The organism is Candidatus Brocadiaceae bacterium (assembly GCA_012728835.1).
GTDB lineage: Bacteria > Planctomycetota > Brocadiia > SM23-32 > SM23-32 > JAAYEJ01.
Genome location: JAAYEJ010000067.1, coordinates 56,752 through 74,544, shown reverse-complemented (window position 1 = coordinate 74,544; position 17,793 = coordinate 56,752). Strand labels below are relative to the sequence as shown.

The following is a 17,793-nucleotide window of genomic DNA, read 5'->3' as shown; positions in this document are numbered from 1 at the left end:
GGCGATGGGAATCCCCCGATGATTGGAAGGTGCGCCCCGCTCCATGGCTTCTCCTGAGAGTCCCCGCGACGAACTGGCCTACGCGCTGATCACCCCCTACAGCCTTCACAAGAGCCGCACGGGCGGCATCCTGGCCCGGCTGCTCTGGGCGGACGTCAAGCTGGTCGCCGCGCGCATGTACGCCCCCCGGCCGGAGAGCGCGTTCCTGGAGCACTACTGCGACGCCATCTACGACCCCGAGGAGCGTCTGATCCCGCTGCCGTACCAACGGCTCCTGATCGAGTACGTCCTGAGGAACTTCGGCACGCCCAACGTGCGCGGGATCTCCAACCGGCTGGCCGTCCTGGTCTTCCGCGGGCCCAACGCCGTGCGCGACATCGCCGCGGCGGCCGGCCACATCCATCCGGTTCCCGAGGGCGACACCGTTCGGGGCACCTACGGCGACTACTTCCGCGAGGAGCAGCGCCGGGTCGAACAGACGCCGGCCCTGCGGCGGCGGCTGCGGCTCCTGGACAAGTACGAGCGGCTCTACGAGGTCGACGCCGAGAGCCCGCGCAACGAGTTCTTCGAGCCCGCGGTCCTCGTCGGCGTCAGTCCCGAGATGGTCGAGACGCACCTGAAGCTCTTCCGCCGCTATGCATACAGCGACGGGGGATTCGTCCGGGACGCGGTGCCGGAACTCGATTCGCCCAACGTCGAGACCTCCATGGTGATCCTGAAGCCGGAGAGCCTGCGCAACCGCAATCCGCTGCCCGGCAACCTCGTGGACTTCTTCGCCCGCGCCGGCATGCGCATCACCGCGTTGAAGGTGCTGGAGATGAGCGTGGAGAGGGCACGGGAGTTCTACGGCCTGAAGGTGCCCCAGTTCCGGCGCCAGCTCCGGGACATGGTTTCCGAGCGCGCGGCCTGGATCGTCCGGCGCGCCCGGCTGCTGGCCGACCGTGCCGTAGCCGTCCTCGGCGCCAACCCGGACGTCGCCCGCATCCCCGCCAACGCCCTGGCCGTGGTGCGCGAGACGGAGACGATGCCGTTCGAGGAGCCTCCCCCCGGCGAGGTGAAGCCCGTCGTGCTGGACCGCATCTACGACCTGCTGGCCGAGAAGCTGACCGACCTGGAGCCGCCGGACCGCATCATCGACGAGATCGCCGACGAACTGAAGGACCTGAATGCGGAGGCCGAGTTCGACGAGCTGATCCGCTACATGACGGGCAAGGACCCCGCGACGGGACAGCCGGTGGACCCCGGCACGCAGACCCTGTGCATGGCGATGCTCTACTCCGGCCGGGACGCCCTGGCCGTCATCCGCAGGCGGCTGAAGGAACTGCGCAAGGTCTACGGGCGGAACGTTCTGCAGAACCGCGCCCATGCCAGCGACCCGGAGGAGGACCCCATCCGGGAGATGTCCGTGCTGGGCATGCCGGCGGCGCCCGAAGGGGAGGAGAGGCCGTGCGACCTCGAACGGGTGGTCACCGACTTCTACCGCCCCGGGGCCGATGCCTCCTGAGACATGAGCCACGGGAGCCGGGTTTGCTGATCGTGCGGCTGGAAGTCGGCCCCCTCGGGGCGAACGCGTACCTGGTTCGAGACGCCCGGACCGGCGAGGGCGTCATCATCGACCCCGGCGCGGAGGCCGATCGCATCCTGGAGCGCTGTCGCCGCGAGGACCTGACGCCCCTCTACATCATCAATACCCACGGGCACTATGACCACATCGCCGCCAACGGACCGCTGAAGGAGGCGTTCCCGCAGGCGCAGTTGTGCATCGGGGCCGACGATGCGCCGATGCTGACCGACGCGCGGGCCTCGCTGGCCGTCCTGTTGGGCCGGACCGAGTGCGGGCCACCGGCGGACGTGCTCCTGCAGGACGGACAGACGCTGTCGTTCGGCGCCTCGGTGCTGGAGGTCCTCGCCACGCCCGGGCACACGCCGGGCGGGGTCAGCCTGCACTGCGACCGCGCCGGCGAGCCCCAGTTGTTCTGTGGTGACCTGGTGTTCCGGGACGGGATCGGCCGCACGGACTTCCCCGGAGGCGACCCCCGGCGTATCATGGCATCGATTCGCGAACGCGTCCTGCCCTTGCCGGACCGGACCGTCCTGTGGCCGGGCCACGGCGGCCCCACGACCGTGGGACGCGAGAGGAAGCACAACCCGCTCCTGGCGTGAGCGGGCACAGCCGAGAAAGGAACCGTCAGTGGCCAAGATCCAGACGGCACTCATCAGCGTGGCCGACAAGAGCGGGGTGGCCGAATTCGCCCGCCGGGTCACCGCGCTGGGCGTGGAATTGATTTCGACCGCCGGGACGGGGCAACTGCTCCGGGAGCATGGCCTTCAGGTGACGGACGTCTCCGAGTACACCGGCTTCCCCAGCATCCTGGGCGGCCTGGTGCGCACGCTGCACCCCAAGGTGCTGGGCGGCCTGCTGGCCCGGCGCGGGGATGCCGAGCAGTTGCGCCAGCTCGCCGAGCACGGCATCCGCCCGATCGACATGGTGGTGGTGAACCTGTACCCGTTCATCGACCGGATCCTGGCCGGCGGCGGTTACCTCCAGGCCCTTGAGGACATCGACATCGGTGGGCCCGCCATGGTGCGCGCCGCCGCCAAGAACTACACCCACGTCGCCGTCGTCACCAACCCGGCCACCTACGACGCCCTGGCCGCCGAACTGGAGCGGAACGACGGGACCCTCTCGGAAGCCACCCATCACGCCCTGGCCGTCCAGGCGTTCCGCCACTGCGCCCGCTACGACGAGGCCATCGCCGAGCACCTGGCCCGCATCGACGGCGAGCCGGTGGCCCTCCCGCAGCGGCTGCGGCTGGAGTTCGTGAAGCGGCAGGACCTGCTCTACGGCGAGAACCCCCACCAGACGGCCGCCTTCTACGTGGAGGACGGCGTGGTGGAACCCTCCGTCAGCACGGCCAGGCAGGCAGGCGGGCCGGCGCTGTCCTTCAACAACATCCGCGATGCGGCTGCCGCCATCGAACTGGTCCGCGAGTTCGAACAGCCGACCGTCGTCATCGTCAAGCACAGCAACCCATGCGGCGTCGCCTGCGCCGAATCCCTCCACGTGGCCTACGAGAAGGCCTACCTGGGCGACCCGCTCAGCGCATCCGTCTGCGTCGTGGCGCTCAACCGGCCCCTGGACGTGCCCACGGCGGAGGCCATGGCCGAGAGCCATGCGGAACTGGAGGGCAAGACGTTCGCCTACTCGGTGGACTGCCTGACAGCCCCGGACTTCTCCGACGAGGCGCTGGCGCTTCTGCACGAGCGCACGCCCTGGGCCCGCCGGATGCGCCTGCTCCGGACCGGCCCCCTCACGCGGTGCTCCGTGGATGAACGCGCCCGGGACTTCCGGCGTGTCCCCGGCGGGCTGCTGGTGCAGGACAGGGACCTGCTGGGGTTCCTCCCGGCGGCGCTCGAGGTCGTCACCAAGGCCGCACCCGACCCCGGCAAGACGGACGACCTGAAGGTCGCCTGGCTCTCCTGCAAGCACACACGCTCCAACGCCATCGTGCTGGCCCGCCGCGAGGCGGTCGTGGGGGTCGGCGCCGGCCAGATGAACCGCCTCGACGCCGCCCGGCTGGCCCTGCGCAAGGCCGGCGATCGGGCGCGCGGCGCCGTCATGGCCAGCGACGGGTTCATCCACCTGGCGGAGTGCGTGGAGGAGGCCGCCCAGGCCGGCGTCACCACCATCATCCAGCCCGGCGGCGCGCAGAACGATGCCGACATCATCGCCGCCGCCGACCGCCTGGGGCTGGCCATGGTGTTCACCGGCACGCGGCACTTCCGCCATTGAGCCGCTCGCGCAGGGCACGCTCATGAAGGCTTCAGCCTACCGGCCGCGCGTCCTCCATCTGAACGAACAGCTCGGATGGAGGGGCGGCGAGCACCAGATGCTCTACCTGGCCCGCGGCCTCCATCAGGCCGGCATCGACACGGCCGTCGCCGTGCAGCCGGGCAGCACCGCTGGGGCCGCCGCCCGGCGCGCGGACGTGCGCGTCCACGAACTGGCCATGCGGGGCGAGGCGGACCTGGCCGCCGCGCTGAGGATCGCCCGCATCGCACGCAGGGAGCGCTTCAACATCCTCCATGCCCACACGTCCCACGCCCACATGCTGGCCCTGACGGCCGCGCGCATGTTCCAGTGCGGCGCGCGGGTGATCGCCCATCGCCGCATCGAATTCCCCGTCGGGCGGGCGGCGCTCGGGCTGGCACGCCTGAAGTACGTGCTGGGCGTCGACGCCTTCATCGCGATCAGCAACCGCGTCAAGGAGACGCTCATCGAGGCCGGCGTGCCCGAATGGCGGGTGTTCGTCGTGCGCAGCGTGACCGACCCCGGCCAGTTCGTCCACGCCGCTCAGGATCCGCAACTGCGCGCCCGCCTGGGCATCCCCGGCGACGCCCTGGTCGTGGGCAACATCGGCGCCCTGGTCGACCACAAGGACCACCGCACACTCCTGGAAGCCTGCCGCACGGTGCGCGACGAACGGCCCGACACGTGGGTCGTCATCGTCGGCGACGGCCCGCTGCGGGCGGCCATCGAGTCCAAGGCCCGCTCCCTGCACATGGCCGACCGCCTGGTGCTGACGGGCTTCCGACAGGACATCCCCCAGCTCATCCGCACCTTCGACGTGTTCGCCCTCAGCAGCTCCGAGGAGGGCATGTGCAGCACGCTCCTGGAGGTCGCCGCCTGCGGCCTGCCCATCGTCGCCGCGGACGCCGGCGGCGTGCGCGAAGCCGTGCTCCCCGACGTAACCGGCCTGATCGTGCCCATTCGCAGCCCGCGCCGGCTGGCGCAGGGCATCCTGAAGCTGGCCAACCACCCGGACATCGCGCGCGAACTGGCCGAACGGGGCCGCCGGAGGGTCCTGCGGGACTTCACCATCGAACGGCTGACCGACCGGACGCTGGCCGTCTACGACCGCGTCCTGCGCGGGCGCGTCGGCCCCCGGCATCCGGCGGGCTACCTGGCCGACTGAGCCGGCCGCTCAGCGGACGGCGTCCAGCCTCTTGCCGGCCTGGCGGGCCAGGTACAGCACGCAACGCTCGCAGCCCGCCGAGCCCTGGCAGCAGTCCCTGTAGAGCTGGTGCAGGCCCTGCTGCCGGCGTGTGGAGCCGACGACCCGCTGCGCGTCGCGGCTGCCGGCAAACAGCGTCTGCTCCATGCGCCGGGTGATGGAGTTGTCGCCCTGGCGCGGGAGGTTCCGCCACAGTTCGGCCAGGCGCCGGGGCAGGTCCTCGTCCCCTTCGCCGTGCGCGTGGGCCATCAGCAGCGGCAGCAGGACGTCGATCAGGATGCTCATGGCGCGCTCGTCGCCCACGAGCGCGCGCGCGCGCGTCAGCCGTCGGCCCCCGAGCGTGTAGCGGAACGACCAGTAGGGGTGCTCCAACTGCAGGAAGGCGTTCAGCAGGGCGTGTCTCACGGCCACGTCGTCGCGCCCGCGCCCCGCCGCCCGGGCCGAGTGCACGGCGCGCAGGAAGTGGTTGAACAGCCCCGTGTGCAACTGGGCGCCGCAGAGCCGGGCCAGGGCCGCGATCCGCCGCGGGGGGTAGTTGACCGGCCGGACGCCCGCCAGCTTCCAGTGCTCGGCCGAAAGCCGCGTCGGGGGCTTCGGCTCGAACCGCTCCCAGGCGCAGGACAGCGCCTCGCGGTAGGCGGCCGACTCCGGGTCCTCGTCGCCCGCAGGCGGCCCGGCCAGCAGGCCCGCCGTCGTGAAGTAGGCCGCCTCCAGCGTCAGCGACCGGGCGGCGGCGTCCTGCGCGGGGACGGCGCGGCGCAGCTCGGCCAGAGGCAGCAGGCCCGCCAGTTGCAGGAACGGCATGCGGTTGCCCCGGTAGCCGAGCGCCTCGGCGATCCGTTCGTAGAGGATCTGCTCGCGCGAATGCGTGCGGAACAGCTCCGCCAGCTCGGCGACCCGCCGCAGCAGGCGATGGTCCCCCGCCGCGTCCAGCAGCCGCCCCAGCCATTCCGCCTCGATCTCGCCGTTGCGGTAGGCGGTGCCGCAATACTTACCCTCAACCGCCTGCAGGGCCGGCTGATCGGCCGGCCCCGCCTCCGGGTCGATCAGCTCGACCAGCTCCTCCATGTCGCCCCCGACGGCGCCCGAGAGGGCCAGCTGGGGGATCGCCGCGCCCGAGGCGGCCTCGACGGTCGGTTCCTGGCGATCGTTCCACATGACCACGTGCAGGATGACGTCGTTGTACTCCGGCTGCCTGTGATGCCCGTGGGCATACCACCCGCCGGACAGGGTGTGGACCTCCACGTCCCCGGTCAGCCGGCCGACGCCCTCCAGGAGCATCTCCGCGCGGATGAAGTCGGGGCCGGCCTCCACGTTCCACCAGCCGGGCGAGACGACTTCCAGCCGCCGGCCGTCTTCGGTGCGCAGGTCCTGCCGGCTGTAGTGGCCGCCGAACCACACACAGCGGACGATCTCCTCACGCACGCTGCGGGCGGCCTGGCCGTAGACGGCGCGCGACTCGCCGATCTGCGCGGAGAACTCCTCCAGAAGCCGCCCGTAGAGGTCAACAATGGGCGCCTTCTCGCTGGCTTCGTCGGCCCGCATGGCTTGATCGCCCTCACGAGTTGCGCGCCGCTCGGCGAGGCCGGGCGCTCAGGCGCGGCCCAGGAACTCCCCGGTACGGGTGTCCACCTGGATCCTGTCGCCCTGCTTGACGTGGCCCGGCACCTTGACGACCAGGCCCGTCTCGACCTCCGCCGGCTTGCTCACGCCCGTGGCCGTGTCGCCCCGCACGGCCGGGTCCGTCTTGACCACCTCCAGCACAACGCTGGACGGCATCGACACGCTGACCGCCCGCCCTTCGTAGAGCTGCAGGTCCAGTTCGGCGTTGTAGGCCAGGTAGGGCAGCACATCCTCCAGCACGTCCCCCCCCACGTGGACCTGCTCGCCCGAGGCCGGATCCATGAAGACGTAACCGCCGCCGTCCTGGTAGAGATACTGCATCGTGCACGCTTCCAGGTAGGCCTTGTCCAGGTTGTCGTTCGAGCTGAAGCGCTGGACCTCCACGTGGCCGTCCGCCAGGTTCTGGAGCTTCATCTGGTAATAGGCGCCATGCTTCCCGGTGAACGTCTGCTGGACCTCGTTCACCTTCCAGAGCCCGTCTTTCCAACGGATCACGTGGCCTCTCTTGGTCTGTGCGGCCTTCGGCACGGTCGGTGTCCCTCTGTCTTGACGCGGCACCCGGACCCCGCCGGGGCCTCCCACACCGCCCCGACGGTGCCCAGATCATAGGGCAATCCCCCCGCGAAAGCAACCCGACGCGCTCCGGCGACGGCGGGGCGCACGTGCACGCGCCGGCTCGGTGTCGCCCGTGCCATTGCGTTCCTCGAAGCATTGCCGGACTGACTGGCCGCCCCAGAGGAAGCGCGTCGTGCCGGAGAACCGCTATCGCCAGACGCCCGGGATCGGGGCGTCGCAGTCCGGGCAGCGGCCGTCGCGGATGTGCAGGCCGGTCACCATGTGGGCGTAGCGTTCGATGAGCGTCCGTCCGCAGGCGTGGCAGCGGGTGTTCTCATGGCCGGTGCCGGGGGCATTGCCCGCATACGCGTAACGCACGCCCGCCTCGGAGGCGATCTCGCAGGCCCGCTGCACGGTGCGCACGGACGTCGCCGGGAGGTTCGTCATCTTGTAGGCCGGGTGGAAGCGCGAGAAGTGCACCGGGACGTCCGGGCCGACGTTGTCGACCGCCCAGCGGCAGAGGTCGCGGATCTCCGTCTCGCCATCGTTCAGGCCCGGGATCAGCAGCGTGACCAGCTCCAGGTGCCGGCCCAGCGCGTGCACGCGCGTGATCGTGTCGAGCACCGGCCGCAACTCTCCCCGCACGTAGGTGCGATAGAAGTCCTCCGTGAACGCCTTCAGGTCGATCTTGACGGCGGAGAGTTCCTCGCAGAGCCGCTTCATCGGGTCGGCGCTGATGTAGCCGTTGGAAACCGTCACGGCATGGACGCCGGCCGCCCGGGCCGCCGCGGCGGTGTCGAGCGCGAACTCGTAGAACACGGTCGGTTCGTTGTAAGTGAATGCAATGGAAGGACATCGGGCGCGTTGTGCCGCTTCGACGACGGCCTTCGGCGGCATGTCCTGCGAGTGGACGTCCTCGGGGCGGGCCTGGCTGATCTCCCAGTTCTGGCAGAACAGGCATTCCACGTTGCAGCCGGCGGTGGCGATCGAGAAGGCGCGCGAGCCGGGCAGGAAGTGGAACAGGGGCTTCTTCTCGATCGGGTCGACGTGGGCCGAGCAGACGCGGCCGTAGACGAGCGTCCGGTAGGTGCCGCCGCGGTTCTCGCGCACTCCGCAGTAGCCGCGCCCGCCGTCGGCCACCACGCAGGCCCGGGGGCAGAGCGTGCACCGCACCCGTCCCCCGTCCATCGGCTCCCAGGCCAGCGCGTCTCGCCCGCCAGCCGGCGGCCCGGTGGCCCCGTCCGCCGTGCGGTCACTGCACCCGCCCGGCAGAAGGCAGGCGCCCGCCCCGAGAGCCGCCCAGCGCATCCATTCCCTGCGGCTCATGCTCTGTGCCATCGTCTCGCCCCTTCGGTCAGAGTCCGATCAACTCGGGCCGGAATACCAGAAGCCGCAGCGTGGCGGCGGCGGCCAGCAGCAGAAACACGCGCTTGAGCCGGGCCACGGACCGCTGAAAGGCCGCCGTCGCGGCCGGATCGTCCCGCAGCCGCTCCAGCAGGGCGATCCGCTGGTCCAGGCTGAAATGGCGCCAGAGCGAAGTCCCCCCGGGCGAACGACTCAGCGCGCGCAGCCGCGCCAGCGCACTCAGGAACGCGGAGGGCGCTTCGACGGCGGAGACGGCGTAGACGTCCGCCTGCAGCTCCATCCGCCGCGAGACATACCCGAACACGACGACCCAGTAGAACGCGCCGAAGGCCAGCATGGCCACCCCGTGTTCGGTCGCCATAACCGCCCCCAGCGATCCCTCGATCGGGGCGACCCACCCCAGCGCGGCCAGTGCGTCCAGCAGGTTGGCCAGAAAGACGATGAAGGCCAGGCCGAACGCGACGTAGAAGGGCAGGTGGCGGCAGCGCACGTGCGCGACCTCGTGGGCGAAGACGGCCTCCACCTCCGCATCCGGACTGTGATGCAGCAGCGCGTCGGTCAGCATCACGTAACGGATCAGGGGCGTGGGGCCGACGACGCCGGCGTTGGCCATGTGGCGGTGCGTGTGCCAGACCAGGATGTCGCGGCAACGGAACCGCTGCGCGCGGCAGAAGGCCTCCAGACGCTCGCGCAGGGGGCCGGCGGGAAGGGACGACGTGTCCCAGATCGCCTGCAGAAGAAGCGGGCTCAGGACGACCAGCAGCACCAGGACCGCCCCCGTCGTCAGGCCGTTGGCAAGGTCCGCCCAGGGGCGGTTGCCGAACAGGACCATCGCGACGCCGCCGGCCAGCACCAGGATCAGCCACGGCGCCAGCAGGATGCCCAGTTCCACCCGGGCGCGCAGCCAGACGTAGCGGCCAAGCGGCAGCGTGACGCGCCCCTGGCGGTGCTCGTAGCGGTGCTGCCAGGCCATGGCTGTGAGGATCATGACCAGCGCGGGCGCCACCAGCACCAGGTCGTAGGCCAGGGCCGCCCAGGGGCCGACGCCGACGAGCCGCTCCACAACGACCGGCCAGCGGAACAGGAAGACGTCGGCCAGCACGAAGCCCACGACGCCGCCCTTGAGCAGGGCGAATATGCGGTCGGCCTCGATTGCGGCCTGCGTGGTGCGCACACTGCCCAGCCGGAGGGCCAGCCCACTGCCGAGCCAGCCGGCGGCGGCATTCAGCACGGCCAGCACGGCCACTCCGGCCAGCATCAGCGGCCACGGAGCCGGGGTATGCGCGGCCGGCAGGGGCACGTACAGTATGAGAACGCACATTACGAATGGCAGCAGCATCGACGGTTTCCGCTGTCCGGCGCTGCGACGACCCTCCCGCGCCGCTCGGTGTCTCTTCCGTCCATTCTATGGCCGGCCCGTCGGCACTGCAACGCCTGCGAGGCGCGCCTCGCAGGCGCGCCTACCGGCGGCGCTTGAGCGCCTCCGCCTCGGGCCGGCGGCCGTAGAACGGGTCCAGGGGGTAGCATCCGCTGACTATGCCCATGCGGGGACCGGTCGTGCAGGCGCTGAACGTGCGGCAGATGCGGCGGCGGTCCAGCGGCCGCCCGGCCAGCACGTCGGCCGGCAGTTCGGGGTAGGACAGCACCATCCGCCCGATGCCGACGAAGTCCACCCCGCCCGTGCGCACGACGTGCTGGGCGACGTGCGGCAGCCACTCCTGCAGGTAGGTGTAGGCCGAACCGACCATGAGCAGGTCGGCGAAGTCGGCCTTCAGGCGGGCGGTGGCCTGGACCTGACGCGCGACGCCCACGAGCGGGTCCTCCGGCGGCCTGTAGCCGTCGCTCGGGGGAAAGAGTGCGGGGCGCTGCACGTGGGGGTTGTAGTAAGGGCTTCCCGCCGTGATGTTTACGAGGTGGATGCCCAGGTCCCGAAGCAGGCCCAGGAGCTGCCGGGCGTCGTCGAGCTGGAGCTGCAGGGGATCCTCGGGGCGGGCGCCGAACGCATGCGGGTACGGCAGGGGGTGCTCATCGGGCACGCCGGTGCCGTCCGGGCCGGCGTGGAAAGGCACGGTGTCGAAGGCGCTGAACCGAACGCCGATCAGCAGGTCGGGCACGGAGCGCCGGATGCCCTCGACGACCAGGCGCAGGAAGCGCGTGCGGTTCTCGAAGCTGCCGCCGAAGGGGCCGGGCCGGGTGCGGGCGCTCAGCAGTTCGTGGCCCAGGTAGCCGTGGCAGTGCTTGACGTCCACGAAGTCGAAGCCGGCCCTGTGGGCCAGCCCCGCCGCATGCACCATGCACGCAGCGATGTCCTCGATCTCGGTATCCGAGAGGACCGGCGCATCGGGCGGGATGCCCAGCCGGCGGTCCAGAACGGGGTGATGGCAGGCGATGCGCGGCTCGGGACGGTCGTCGGCGTTGGGCTTGCAGAAGCGGCCCGAGTGCGTCAACTGCAGGCCGACCAGCAGGTCGTCGGTGCGGCCGTACGCCGCGCGGTGTTCGTCCACGAGGGCCGTGCGCAGCGCGGCGACGTCGCCGACCGTGTCGTCGTTGATCACAAGCTGGCGGGGATTCGCCCGGCCGTCATGGCGCACGGCCGCCGCCTCGCCGCCCCAGATAAGCTTGGCGCCGCTGCGGCCGAAGTGCCGCCAGCGACGGTGCACGAGTTCCGTCGGACGGCCGTCGGCCGCGCAGTCCCACCCCTCCATCGGGTGGATGCACCAGCGGTTGCCGATGATGCGTCCGTTCGGCAGGCGCCAGGGCTGTGCCAGCGGGGCGCCGTCGCCGGACTCCGCCGCGTCGTCCAGGGGGAGTTCGATGCCCAGGCCCGCCACGTGCCGGCGGAACTCGTCCGGCGTCGTCAGGGACGCCACGCGTCGGATCTTGGGGGCCTCGCGCCCGTCGGCCATGGCTGCGCTCACCGGTAGGGGCGGGGGCGGTCGCCTTCGTCCCGCGCGAAGACGTCGCCGCGACGGAACTCCGCCCACGTGTTCTCGAACCAGAACTCCTCGGCCGGCGCCTCCCGGAGCGAAACCGCCCGCGTGCGGAACTCGTCGCTCTCGGCATCATACGCCACTTCGAGCGCCTCGCTGCGGAGGGACGGATTCTCCGGCACGAACCGCCACTCATCGCCCAGCTTCGGATGCGGCTGCCGGCCGGCCGGATCGGCGACCAGGTGCGAACCGCGCGAGCCGCCGCCGCGCGCCAGCAGGCCCTCGACGGCCGCCAGGAAGCCGATCTGCGCCAGGGCCAGTTCGCGCACCTGCAGGGCCTCGACCGGGCCGCCCCCGGCGCTGCGGAGTCCCTCCCGGCGGATCGCCCGCCACCGGGCCTGCGCCTCGGCCAGGGCGTGGCGCACGCCGCGCAGCGAGCGCACCATGCCGGCGTGCTCCGTCATGCGGCGCTGCACCTGGCGCTTCACCTCCGCGCAGTCGAGGCCGCCGCCGGCGCGGGTCCGGGCGATCTCCTCGGCGAAGCGTCGCACGGCCTTCCCGGCCGCCTTGCGGAAGGCGTCGGCGTCCGGCGCCGCGTCGTGGTACACGTGCGCGATCCTCTGCGCGGCGCGCAGCGCGCCCACCTGCCCGGCGTTGAGCGCCGATCCGCCCGGTCGCTTGACGCCGTGCGTTCCGGCCAGTTCGCCGACGACGAACAGGTGCGGCACGCCGGACTCCCACCACGTGTCCACCGCAAAGCCGCCGTTGCAGTGCTGGTGGCAGACGCCCACCTCGAGCGGCTCCCGCCGCAGATCGACGCCCATCTCGGCATACAGGTCGATGCTGGGCTGGTTCATGTGGGCGAGCCGCTCGATGGGCGTGGCCTGGAGGGCGCCGGACCTCTCCAGATACGTCCGCGCCTCAGGCGCCAGGCGGCCCAGGTCGAACGCCTCCAGCCCGTCGGTGGCCGCCGGATTGCTGCGGAAGTCCATGAACACCCGCCGCCCGCGGTTCACCGTCTCGTGCTGCACGAGCACGTCGATGAGCGAGGAGCCGTGCCCGGCGATCTTGTCCGGGTCGAACGGCCACTGGTAGCCCTTCAGAAAGACGGCGGTCGCCAGTTGCGCCATCGAGTCGAACCAGGGGTTCAGGAACTCCCGGACGTTCCCGCCGTCGGCGTCGGTGCTGTAGTAGCGGGGGATGACCTGCTGGTAGGTGCCCGACAGGTTCCAGCGGGGATCCAGCGAGGCCAGGCCGAACTGCGACTCCGTGAGGTTCTCGGCGGCGGCCCCGGCCTCGAACAGGGCCGCGTAGGGCCCCATCTGGCCCCTGGGGTAGACGGAGATGGCGTAGAGTTCCCCCGGCCCTCCGCCGGCGGCGACGACGTTGCGGCAGCGGAAGAGCGTCAGGCCGGTGCCGGCCCCGTCCTGCGCCGTCAGGTCGATGCAGAGCAGGCCGCAAGCCGCGCGGCGGCCGCCGCACTCCTCGGTCAGGACGGCCAGCACGTGCAGCCCTTCGAGGACGGGCACGCCGTAGCGTTTCAGTTCGGCGGCGAGCTTCCGCACCATGAACCGCGATGTCCACGGCCCGGCCGACGTGGCGCGCTGGCTGGGGTCGTGGTCCGTCTTGTAGCCGACGAAGCCGCCGCGCGCGTTGTGCGGGAACGGCACGCCCGCGTCCACCAGGTGATGGAAGGCGCGCAACGCGTTGAGGCCCTCCACGAGCGCCAGATCGGCATGGGCGCAGCCCCCCGCCGTCAGCGTGGCGGCGAACTCGGCCGGCGTGTCCGGGGATGCGGCGTCCGTGCCGAGCTTGTAGTAGGTCTGCTTGTCGGACCCGGCGTTGTGCGAGGTGCCCGTTCCCATGCCGTGCGTGACCACCGCCACCTGGTCCTGCGGGCGGTGCACACCCGTCTCCTCCATCAGGCGGAACAGCCGCGCCGCGCACGCCAGCCCCGCCGCGCCGCTGCCGATGACGGCGGTGTTCAGGGAACGGACGGGCACGCTCAGGCCGTCGAAGTCGATGGTCTCCTGTCGGATCATGTGGCTACAGCCTCCGGAGACCGAAGCCGCCGCCCACCTCGATGACCTGGCCGGTGGAGTAGTCCAGGTCGCCGCGCGCGAAGGCGCCCACAACGCGCGCCACGTCGTCGGGACGCCCCCAGCGGGCCGTCGGCAGGAGCCCGCCGGCGATCATGGCGTCGTACCTCTCCTTCACGACGGACGTCATCGGCGTCTCGATGATGCCCGGGCGGATCTCGATGACCGGGATGCCGAACTCGGCCAGCCGGTCGGCGTAGAGCTTGGCGACCATGCTCAGGCCGGCCTTGCTCACGCAGTACTCGGCGCGGTTGGGCGAGGACGCGTAGGCGCTGACGGACGTGATGAAGGCGATCCGCGGCTGCTCGACGACGCCGGCGTTCTTCCATTCGACCATGCGTCGCGCGACGGCCTGCGTGAGGAAGTGCGGGCCCTTCAGGTTGATGGCCATCACGCGGTCGTAGCTCTCTTCGGTCGCTTCCAGGATGTCCATGCGCTGCCGGGGCGCCACGCCGGCGTTGTTGACGAGCACGTCCAGCCGCCCGAAACGGTCGGCGAGGAAGTCGAGCATGGTGCGGCGGTCGGAGGCGGACGCGATATCCGCCCGGCAGACCTCCGCCCGGCCGCCGGCGGCCTCGATCTTCGCCTTGACCTCGTAGGCGCCGGCATCGGTCTTCGAGGGGTCGGCCACCACGTCGTTCACGACGACACAAAACCCGTCGGCGGCCAGTCGGAGGGCGATGCCCCGGCCGATGCCCTGGCCTGCGCCGGTGACGAGCGCCACGGGGAGGTCGGATGCTGCCATGGGAACACTCCGGAACGGAGGGACAAGACAAGCTCGCCCGACGCAGGGCGGCACCGGCGCATTCTAACCCTGCCCTCCCCGACCGTCAACGCCGGCCGAAGCGCGCTCGTGCGCGCTCAGCTCAGCAGCCACAGCACGGCGGGAAGACCCACGAGGAAGAACCAGCCGGCGAGCGACACCAAGATGGCAGGGGTCTCTACGTCGATGCCGCCCCCGCGCCCGACGTAGCCGGTGAATTCCCCGATCTGCCCGGGGAACCAGACGAGCACCAGCGCCAGCAGCAGGAAGACGAGGTACTGGAGAAGCTGCGACCACCGGACAGCCCCTCCGCTGACGAGAAGCACGAGGTGGACCGCCGCGACGCCCAGGGCGATGAGCTTGCCGGCGGTCGGCCGCACCGTCATGTCTCTTCCCCGGGAGGCGCACGGCGGCCCGTGCGCTTCAGGGCGTGCACGACCTTGTCGGCAAGGTCCTTGAGGAGCTGTTCGACGTCTTCGCCGAACGCCATCTCGCGCAGCAGCACGGTGCAGGCGCCGGAGATCATCAGGTTCACGCCCTTCTGCTGGCTCTCGCGGTAGTCCGTGCGGATGCCGACGATGGGGATGTCGCGCTCGTAGGCGATGCCCATTTCGAAGGCGGTCCCGCTGTCCACGTCCGGGCCGTCCAGAACGGCCACCATCAGGTCGGCCTCGCGCGCGCCCTCGACGCAGGACCTGAACAGGTGCGGGAAGTCGGTGCGCTTGTTGAACGACGAATGGACGCGGTAGTCCTGGGGCAGCACCACGCGGGCGCCGGCGATGCGCTTCTCCAGCCCCCGCGCGACCAGGCGATTCCAGCGCCTCTGTTCCTGCGTGAACAGGGGCGCGCTCAGGTAGATCTCCATCGTCCCCCTCTCTCCAGCGTTACGCCACTTCGTCCAGGACGGCGCGCGGGACGCCGATGTCGGCCACCTCGACGGCGCCCGTCCAGGCCCCGGCCCCGGGTTCGTCGAAACCGACCTTGCGGGCGACGAACGTGACGGTGCACCGGGCACGCACGCAGGCGCCCATCGGGCGGCCCGTGTCGCAGTCGAGCCCCGACGGCACGTCGACCGCCAGGACGGGGCCCTCATATCCCTGGAGGGCTTCGATCGCCGAACGCACCGGTTCGCGCACCTCGCCGCGGGCTCCCGTGCCCAGCATGGCGTCCACGATCAGGTCGGCGTCCAGCAGGCCGCCGACGGCCTCGGCCGCCTCTGCAGCGGTCGGAGCCTGTCGGAGCGGCAGGGCCATATGACGCACGATCCGGAGGTTCACGGCGGCATCGCCTCCGGCTTCGAGGGCCTCATCGACCGTTGTGAGCAGCACGACGTCGGCCCGCGCTCCGGCGTTGCTCAGGTGGCGGGCCACGACCAGTCCGTCGCCTCCGTTGTTCCCGCGTCCGCAGAGGATGCCCACGCGGCGTCCGGCGGCCTCGCCGCCCATCAGCCGGACAGCGGCCAAGACGCAGGCGCGCCCGGCGTTCTCCATCAGGATGACGCCCGGCATCGCGTAGCGTTCCATGGCGATCCGGTCGACCGCCCGCACCTGTTCGCGGGTCATGCGGGGGCGCTCGATCATGGCCGCACCGGCTGAGGGTGAACCGCGTCGGGGTCGTGTTGAGGCGATTCGGGGCAGCAGACGGCCGCGACGCACTCGGCAGCCTCCAGGTTGATCTGCCGTGCCCGGGCTCGAATCGCGTTCGTAGCCGAGTATTGATCGGGGGAGTCGGGCTCGGTGGCGGACATGAGGTCGTCGTACTCGGCCAGCAGCCCGTCGAACCGTGCCCTGAGGGGCCTCAGGGCGTCCAGGACGAAGCCCAGGTTCCTCTCCCGGTCGGTGAAGTCGCTCAGAGCGATTTCGGCGGCGTTGTGCTCCATGGCCAGGCGCTCGAAGGCATCGGACAGCGGGCGAACGGCGGCGTTCCAGTTCAGGCGCAGGGCGATCGCAAGGCTACGGCCCGGCCGGTGACGGGCTTCGGCGTAGCCGACGGGGGGCTCGACGGTGTATAGGAGCGCACGGGCGGGGGCGCGGTAGATCTCCAGGTCCACCGGATTGCGCCAGGTGTGGCCTTCGGCCCCGGCCGCTGTCGGCAGGCGAATCTGGCCGCGATGGCAACCGGCCAGCGCCAGCCCCGCGAACGCCGCCAGAAGGGCCACCGAGAAGCGCACGGGCCGTCACCTCCCCTCGGGGTCCAACGGTCCGGCCCCGTCCCGTCAGATGATCTGCTCGTCCGCCAGGTCCAGGTGGGCCAGATCGACGTCTCGCAGGCTCTTCCCGTGTCCGTGGGCCCGGAGCAGTTCGATCATGTTGGGGCGGAAGTAGGACTGCTTGACGGCCTCGACGGGCGCGATCTGCCCCTGCTGCACGAGGGCGAGCAGGTAGTTGTTCACGCGGTCGTTCATGTCCTGCTTGTCGACGGACTTGCTGAAGGACTCTTCCAGATCGATGAAGCCGTCCTCGACCAGTTGCATGAGCGACTCGTTCATGGTGCACATGCCGTACTTGCGGCCCGTCTGGATCGTCGAGGGAAGCTGGTACGTCTTCTTCTCACGGATCAGGTTCTGCACGGCGCTGTGGACGACGAGGATCTCGAACGCGGCGATCCGCCCCTTGACCTTGCGCCGGCAGAGGGCCTGCGTGATGACGGCCTTGAGCGTGCTGGACAGCATGACGCGGATCTGCGCCTGGCGGTCCGGGGGGAACTGGTCGATGACGCGGTCGACCGTGCTCGACGCCGTGGTCGTGTGGACGGTGGCCAGGACGAGGTGGCCCGTCTCGGCGGCCGTGATGGCCAGGGCCGTCGTTTCCAGGTCGCGCATCTCGCCGACGAGGATGATGTCGGGGTCCTCGCGGAAGGCCGCGCGCAGTGCCCGCTTGAAGCTCTCGGTGTGCAGGCCGACCTGCCGATGGCTGAAGATGCAGTTGACGTTGCTGTGGACGAACTCCACGGGGTCTTCGATGGTGATCACGTGGTCGTGCCGGCGTTCGTTGGCATAGTGCAGCAGCGCGGCCAGCGTGGTGCTCTTGCCGCAGCCGGTCGGCCCGGTGCAGAGCACGATGCCCTTCGGGAGCATCATGAGGTCCCGGATCTCCGGGGAGATGCCGAGGTCGTCGACCGTCATGATGTCGAACGGGATCAGACGCTGGGCCATCGACGGCCCGTTCAGGTCCATGTAGACGTTTGTGCGGAATCGGGCGACACCGGCAATCTCGTAGGCGAAGTCCGTGTCGTTGATCGCCTCGTATTCCTTCCGGTTCCGCTCGGGTATGATCTCGTAGATCAGCGACTTCACCTGTTCGCCGGTGAGCGGCGGGAGTTTCATCTTCTGAAGCTTGCCGTCGATGCGGACGATCGGCGGGGACCCGGTGACCAGATGCAGATCAGAACCGCTATTCTTGACAAGAAAGCTCAGAAACTTGTCCACCTGAGCCATGGCGTCT

General features: G+C 70.7%; 16 protein-coding genes. 4 read left to right on the top strand and 12 right to left on the bottom strand.

Features of this window, described 5'->3' with window-relative positions; all coding sequences use genetic code 11:
- Positions 1–43: 43 nt before the first annotated feature.
- Genes GXY85_11225 through GXY85_11210 form a run of 4 tightly spaced genes read left to right on the top strand, consistent with a single transcriptional unit; the run spans position 44 to position 4,976 of the window.
- Positions 44–1,504: a hypothetical protein gene (locus GXY85_11225; protein ID NLW51392.1), complete on the top strand. Its 1,461-nt coding sequence runs from the start codon at positions 44–46 to the stop codon at positions 1,502–1,504.
- 23 nt (positions 1,505–1,527) lie between these two features.
- A complete protein-coding gene (locus tag GXY85_11220; protein ID NLW51391.1) occupies positions 1,528–2,163 on the top strand; it encodes an MBL fold metallo-hydrolase in 636 nt (211 codons plus the stop codon).
- Between the two features lie 28 nt (positions 2,164–2,191).
- Positions 2,192–3,793: a bifunctional phosphoribosylaminoimidazolecarboxamide formyltransferase/IMP cyclohydrolase gene (purH, locus tag GXY85_11215; GenBank protein NLW51390.1), complete on the top strand. Its 1,602-nt coding sequence runs from the start codon at positions 2,192–2,194 to the stop codon at positions 3,791–3,793.
- Positions 3,794–3,815: 22 nt separating this feature from the next.
- Entirely contained in the window at positions 3,816–4,976 is a 1,161-nt protein-coding gene (locus GXY85_11210; GenBank protein NLW51389.1) for a glycosyltransferase, read from the top strand.
- Positions 4,977–4,985: 9 nt separating this feature from the next.
- Here the strand turns inward: GXY85_11210 and GXY85_11205 are convergent, their stop codons facing one another.
- From GXY85_11205 to GXY85_11150, 12 genes are all read right to left on the bottom strand, one after another.
- The gene (locus GXY85_11205; protein ID NLW51388.1) at positions 4,986–6,560 is read right to left on the bottom strand and encodes a DUF2851 family protein; all 1,575 of its coding nucleotides are present in this window, start codon (positions 6,558–6,560) and stop codon (positions 4,986–4,988) included.
- Between the two features lie 48 nt (positions 6,561–6,608).
- A complete protein-coding gene (gene efp, locus GXY85_11200) occupies positions 6,609–7,133 on the bottom strand; it encodes an elongation factor P (protein ID NLW51387.1) in 525 nt (174 codons plus the stop codon).
- 267 nt (positions 7,134–7,400) lie between these two features.
- A complete protein-coding gene (gene amrS / locus GXY85_11195; protein ID NLW51386.1) occupies positions 7,401–8,501 on the bottom strand; it encodes an AmmeMemoRadiSam system radical SAM enzyme in 1,101 nt (366 codons plus the stop codon).
- Positions 8,502–8,547: 46 nt separating this feature from the next.
- A complete protein-coding gene (locus GXY85_11190; protein ID NLW51385.1) occupies positions 8,548–9,897 on the bottom strand; it encodes a M48 family metalloprotease in 1,350 nt (449 codons plus the stop codon).
- Positions 9,898–10,018: 121 nt separating this feature from the next.
- Entirely contained in the window at positions 10,019–11,464 is a 1,446-nt protein-coding gene (locus GXY85_11185) for an NADH:flavin oxidoreductase (protein ID NLW51384.1), read from the bottom strand.
- An 8-nt stretch (positions 11,465–11,472) separates the two neighbouring features.
- Complete coding sequence (locus GXY85_11180) at positions 11,473–13,530, bottom strand: FAD-binding protein (GenBank protein ID NLW51383.1); 2,058 nt, start codon at positions 13,528–13,530, stop codon at positions 11,473–11,475.
- 4 nt (positions 13,531–13,534) lie between these two features.
- Positions 13,535–14,332, bottom strand: coding sequence for a 3-ketoacyl-ACP reductase (locus GXY85_11175; GenBank protein NLW51382.1), 798 nt, complete (start codon positions 14,330–14,332; stop codon positions 13,535–13,537).
- A gap of 116 nt (positions 14,333–14,448) precedes the next feature.
- Positions 14,449–14,736 (bottom strand): hypothetical protein, encoded by a 288-nt coding sequence (locus GXY85_11170; GenBank protein NLW51381.1) that lies wholly within the window; start codon positions 14,734–14,736, stop codon positions 14,449–14,451.
- Positions 14,733–15,215 (bottom strand): nucleoside 2-deoxyribosyltransferase, encoded by a 483-nt coding sequence (locus GXY85_11165; protein NLW51380.1) that lies wholly within the window; start codon positions 15,213–15,215, stop codon positions 14,733–14,735. Before GXY85_11165 ends, GXY85_11170 begins: the two co-directional genes overlap by 4 nt.
- 19 nt (positions 15,216–15,234) lie before the next feature.
- Complete coding sequence (locus tag GXY85_11160) at positions 15,235–15,930, bottom strand: NAD(P)H-hydrate epimerase (GenBank protein NLW51379.1); 696 nt, start codon at positions 15,928–15,930, stop codon at positions 15,235–15,237.
- On the bottom strand, positions 15,927–16,520 hold the full coding sequence (locus GXY85_11155; GenBank protein NLW51378.1) for a hypothetical protein: 594 nt from the start codon (positions 16,518–16,520) through the stop codon (positions 15,927–15,929). The genes GXY85_11160 and GXY85_11155 overlap by 4 nt, the downstream gene beginning before the upstream one ends.
- A 45-nt stretch (positions 16,521–16,565) precedes the next feature.
- Positions 16,566–17,786 (bottom strand): type IV pilus twitching motility protein PilT, encoded by a 1,221-nt coding sequence (locus GXY85_11150; GenBank protein NLW51377.1) that lies wholly within the window; start codon positions 17,784–17,786, stop codon positions 16,566–16,568.
- Positions 17,787–17,793 lie beyond the last annotated feature (7 nt).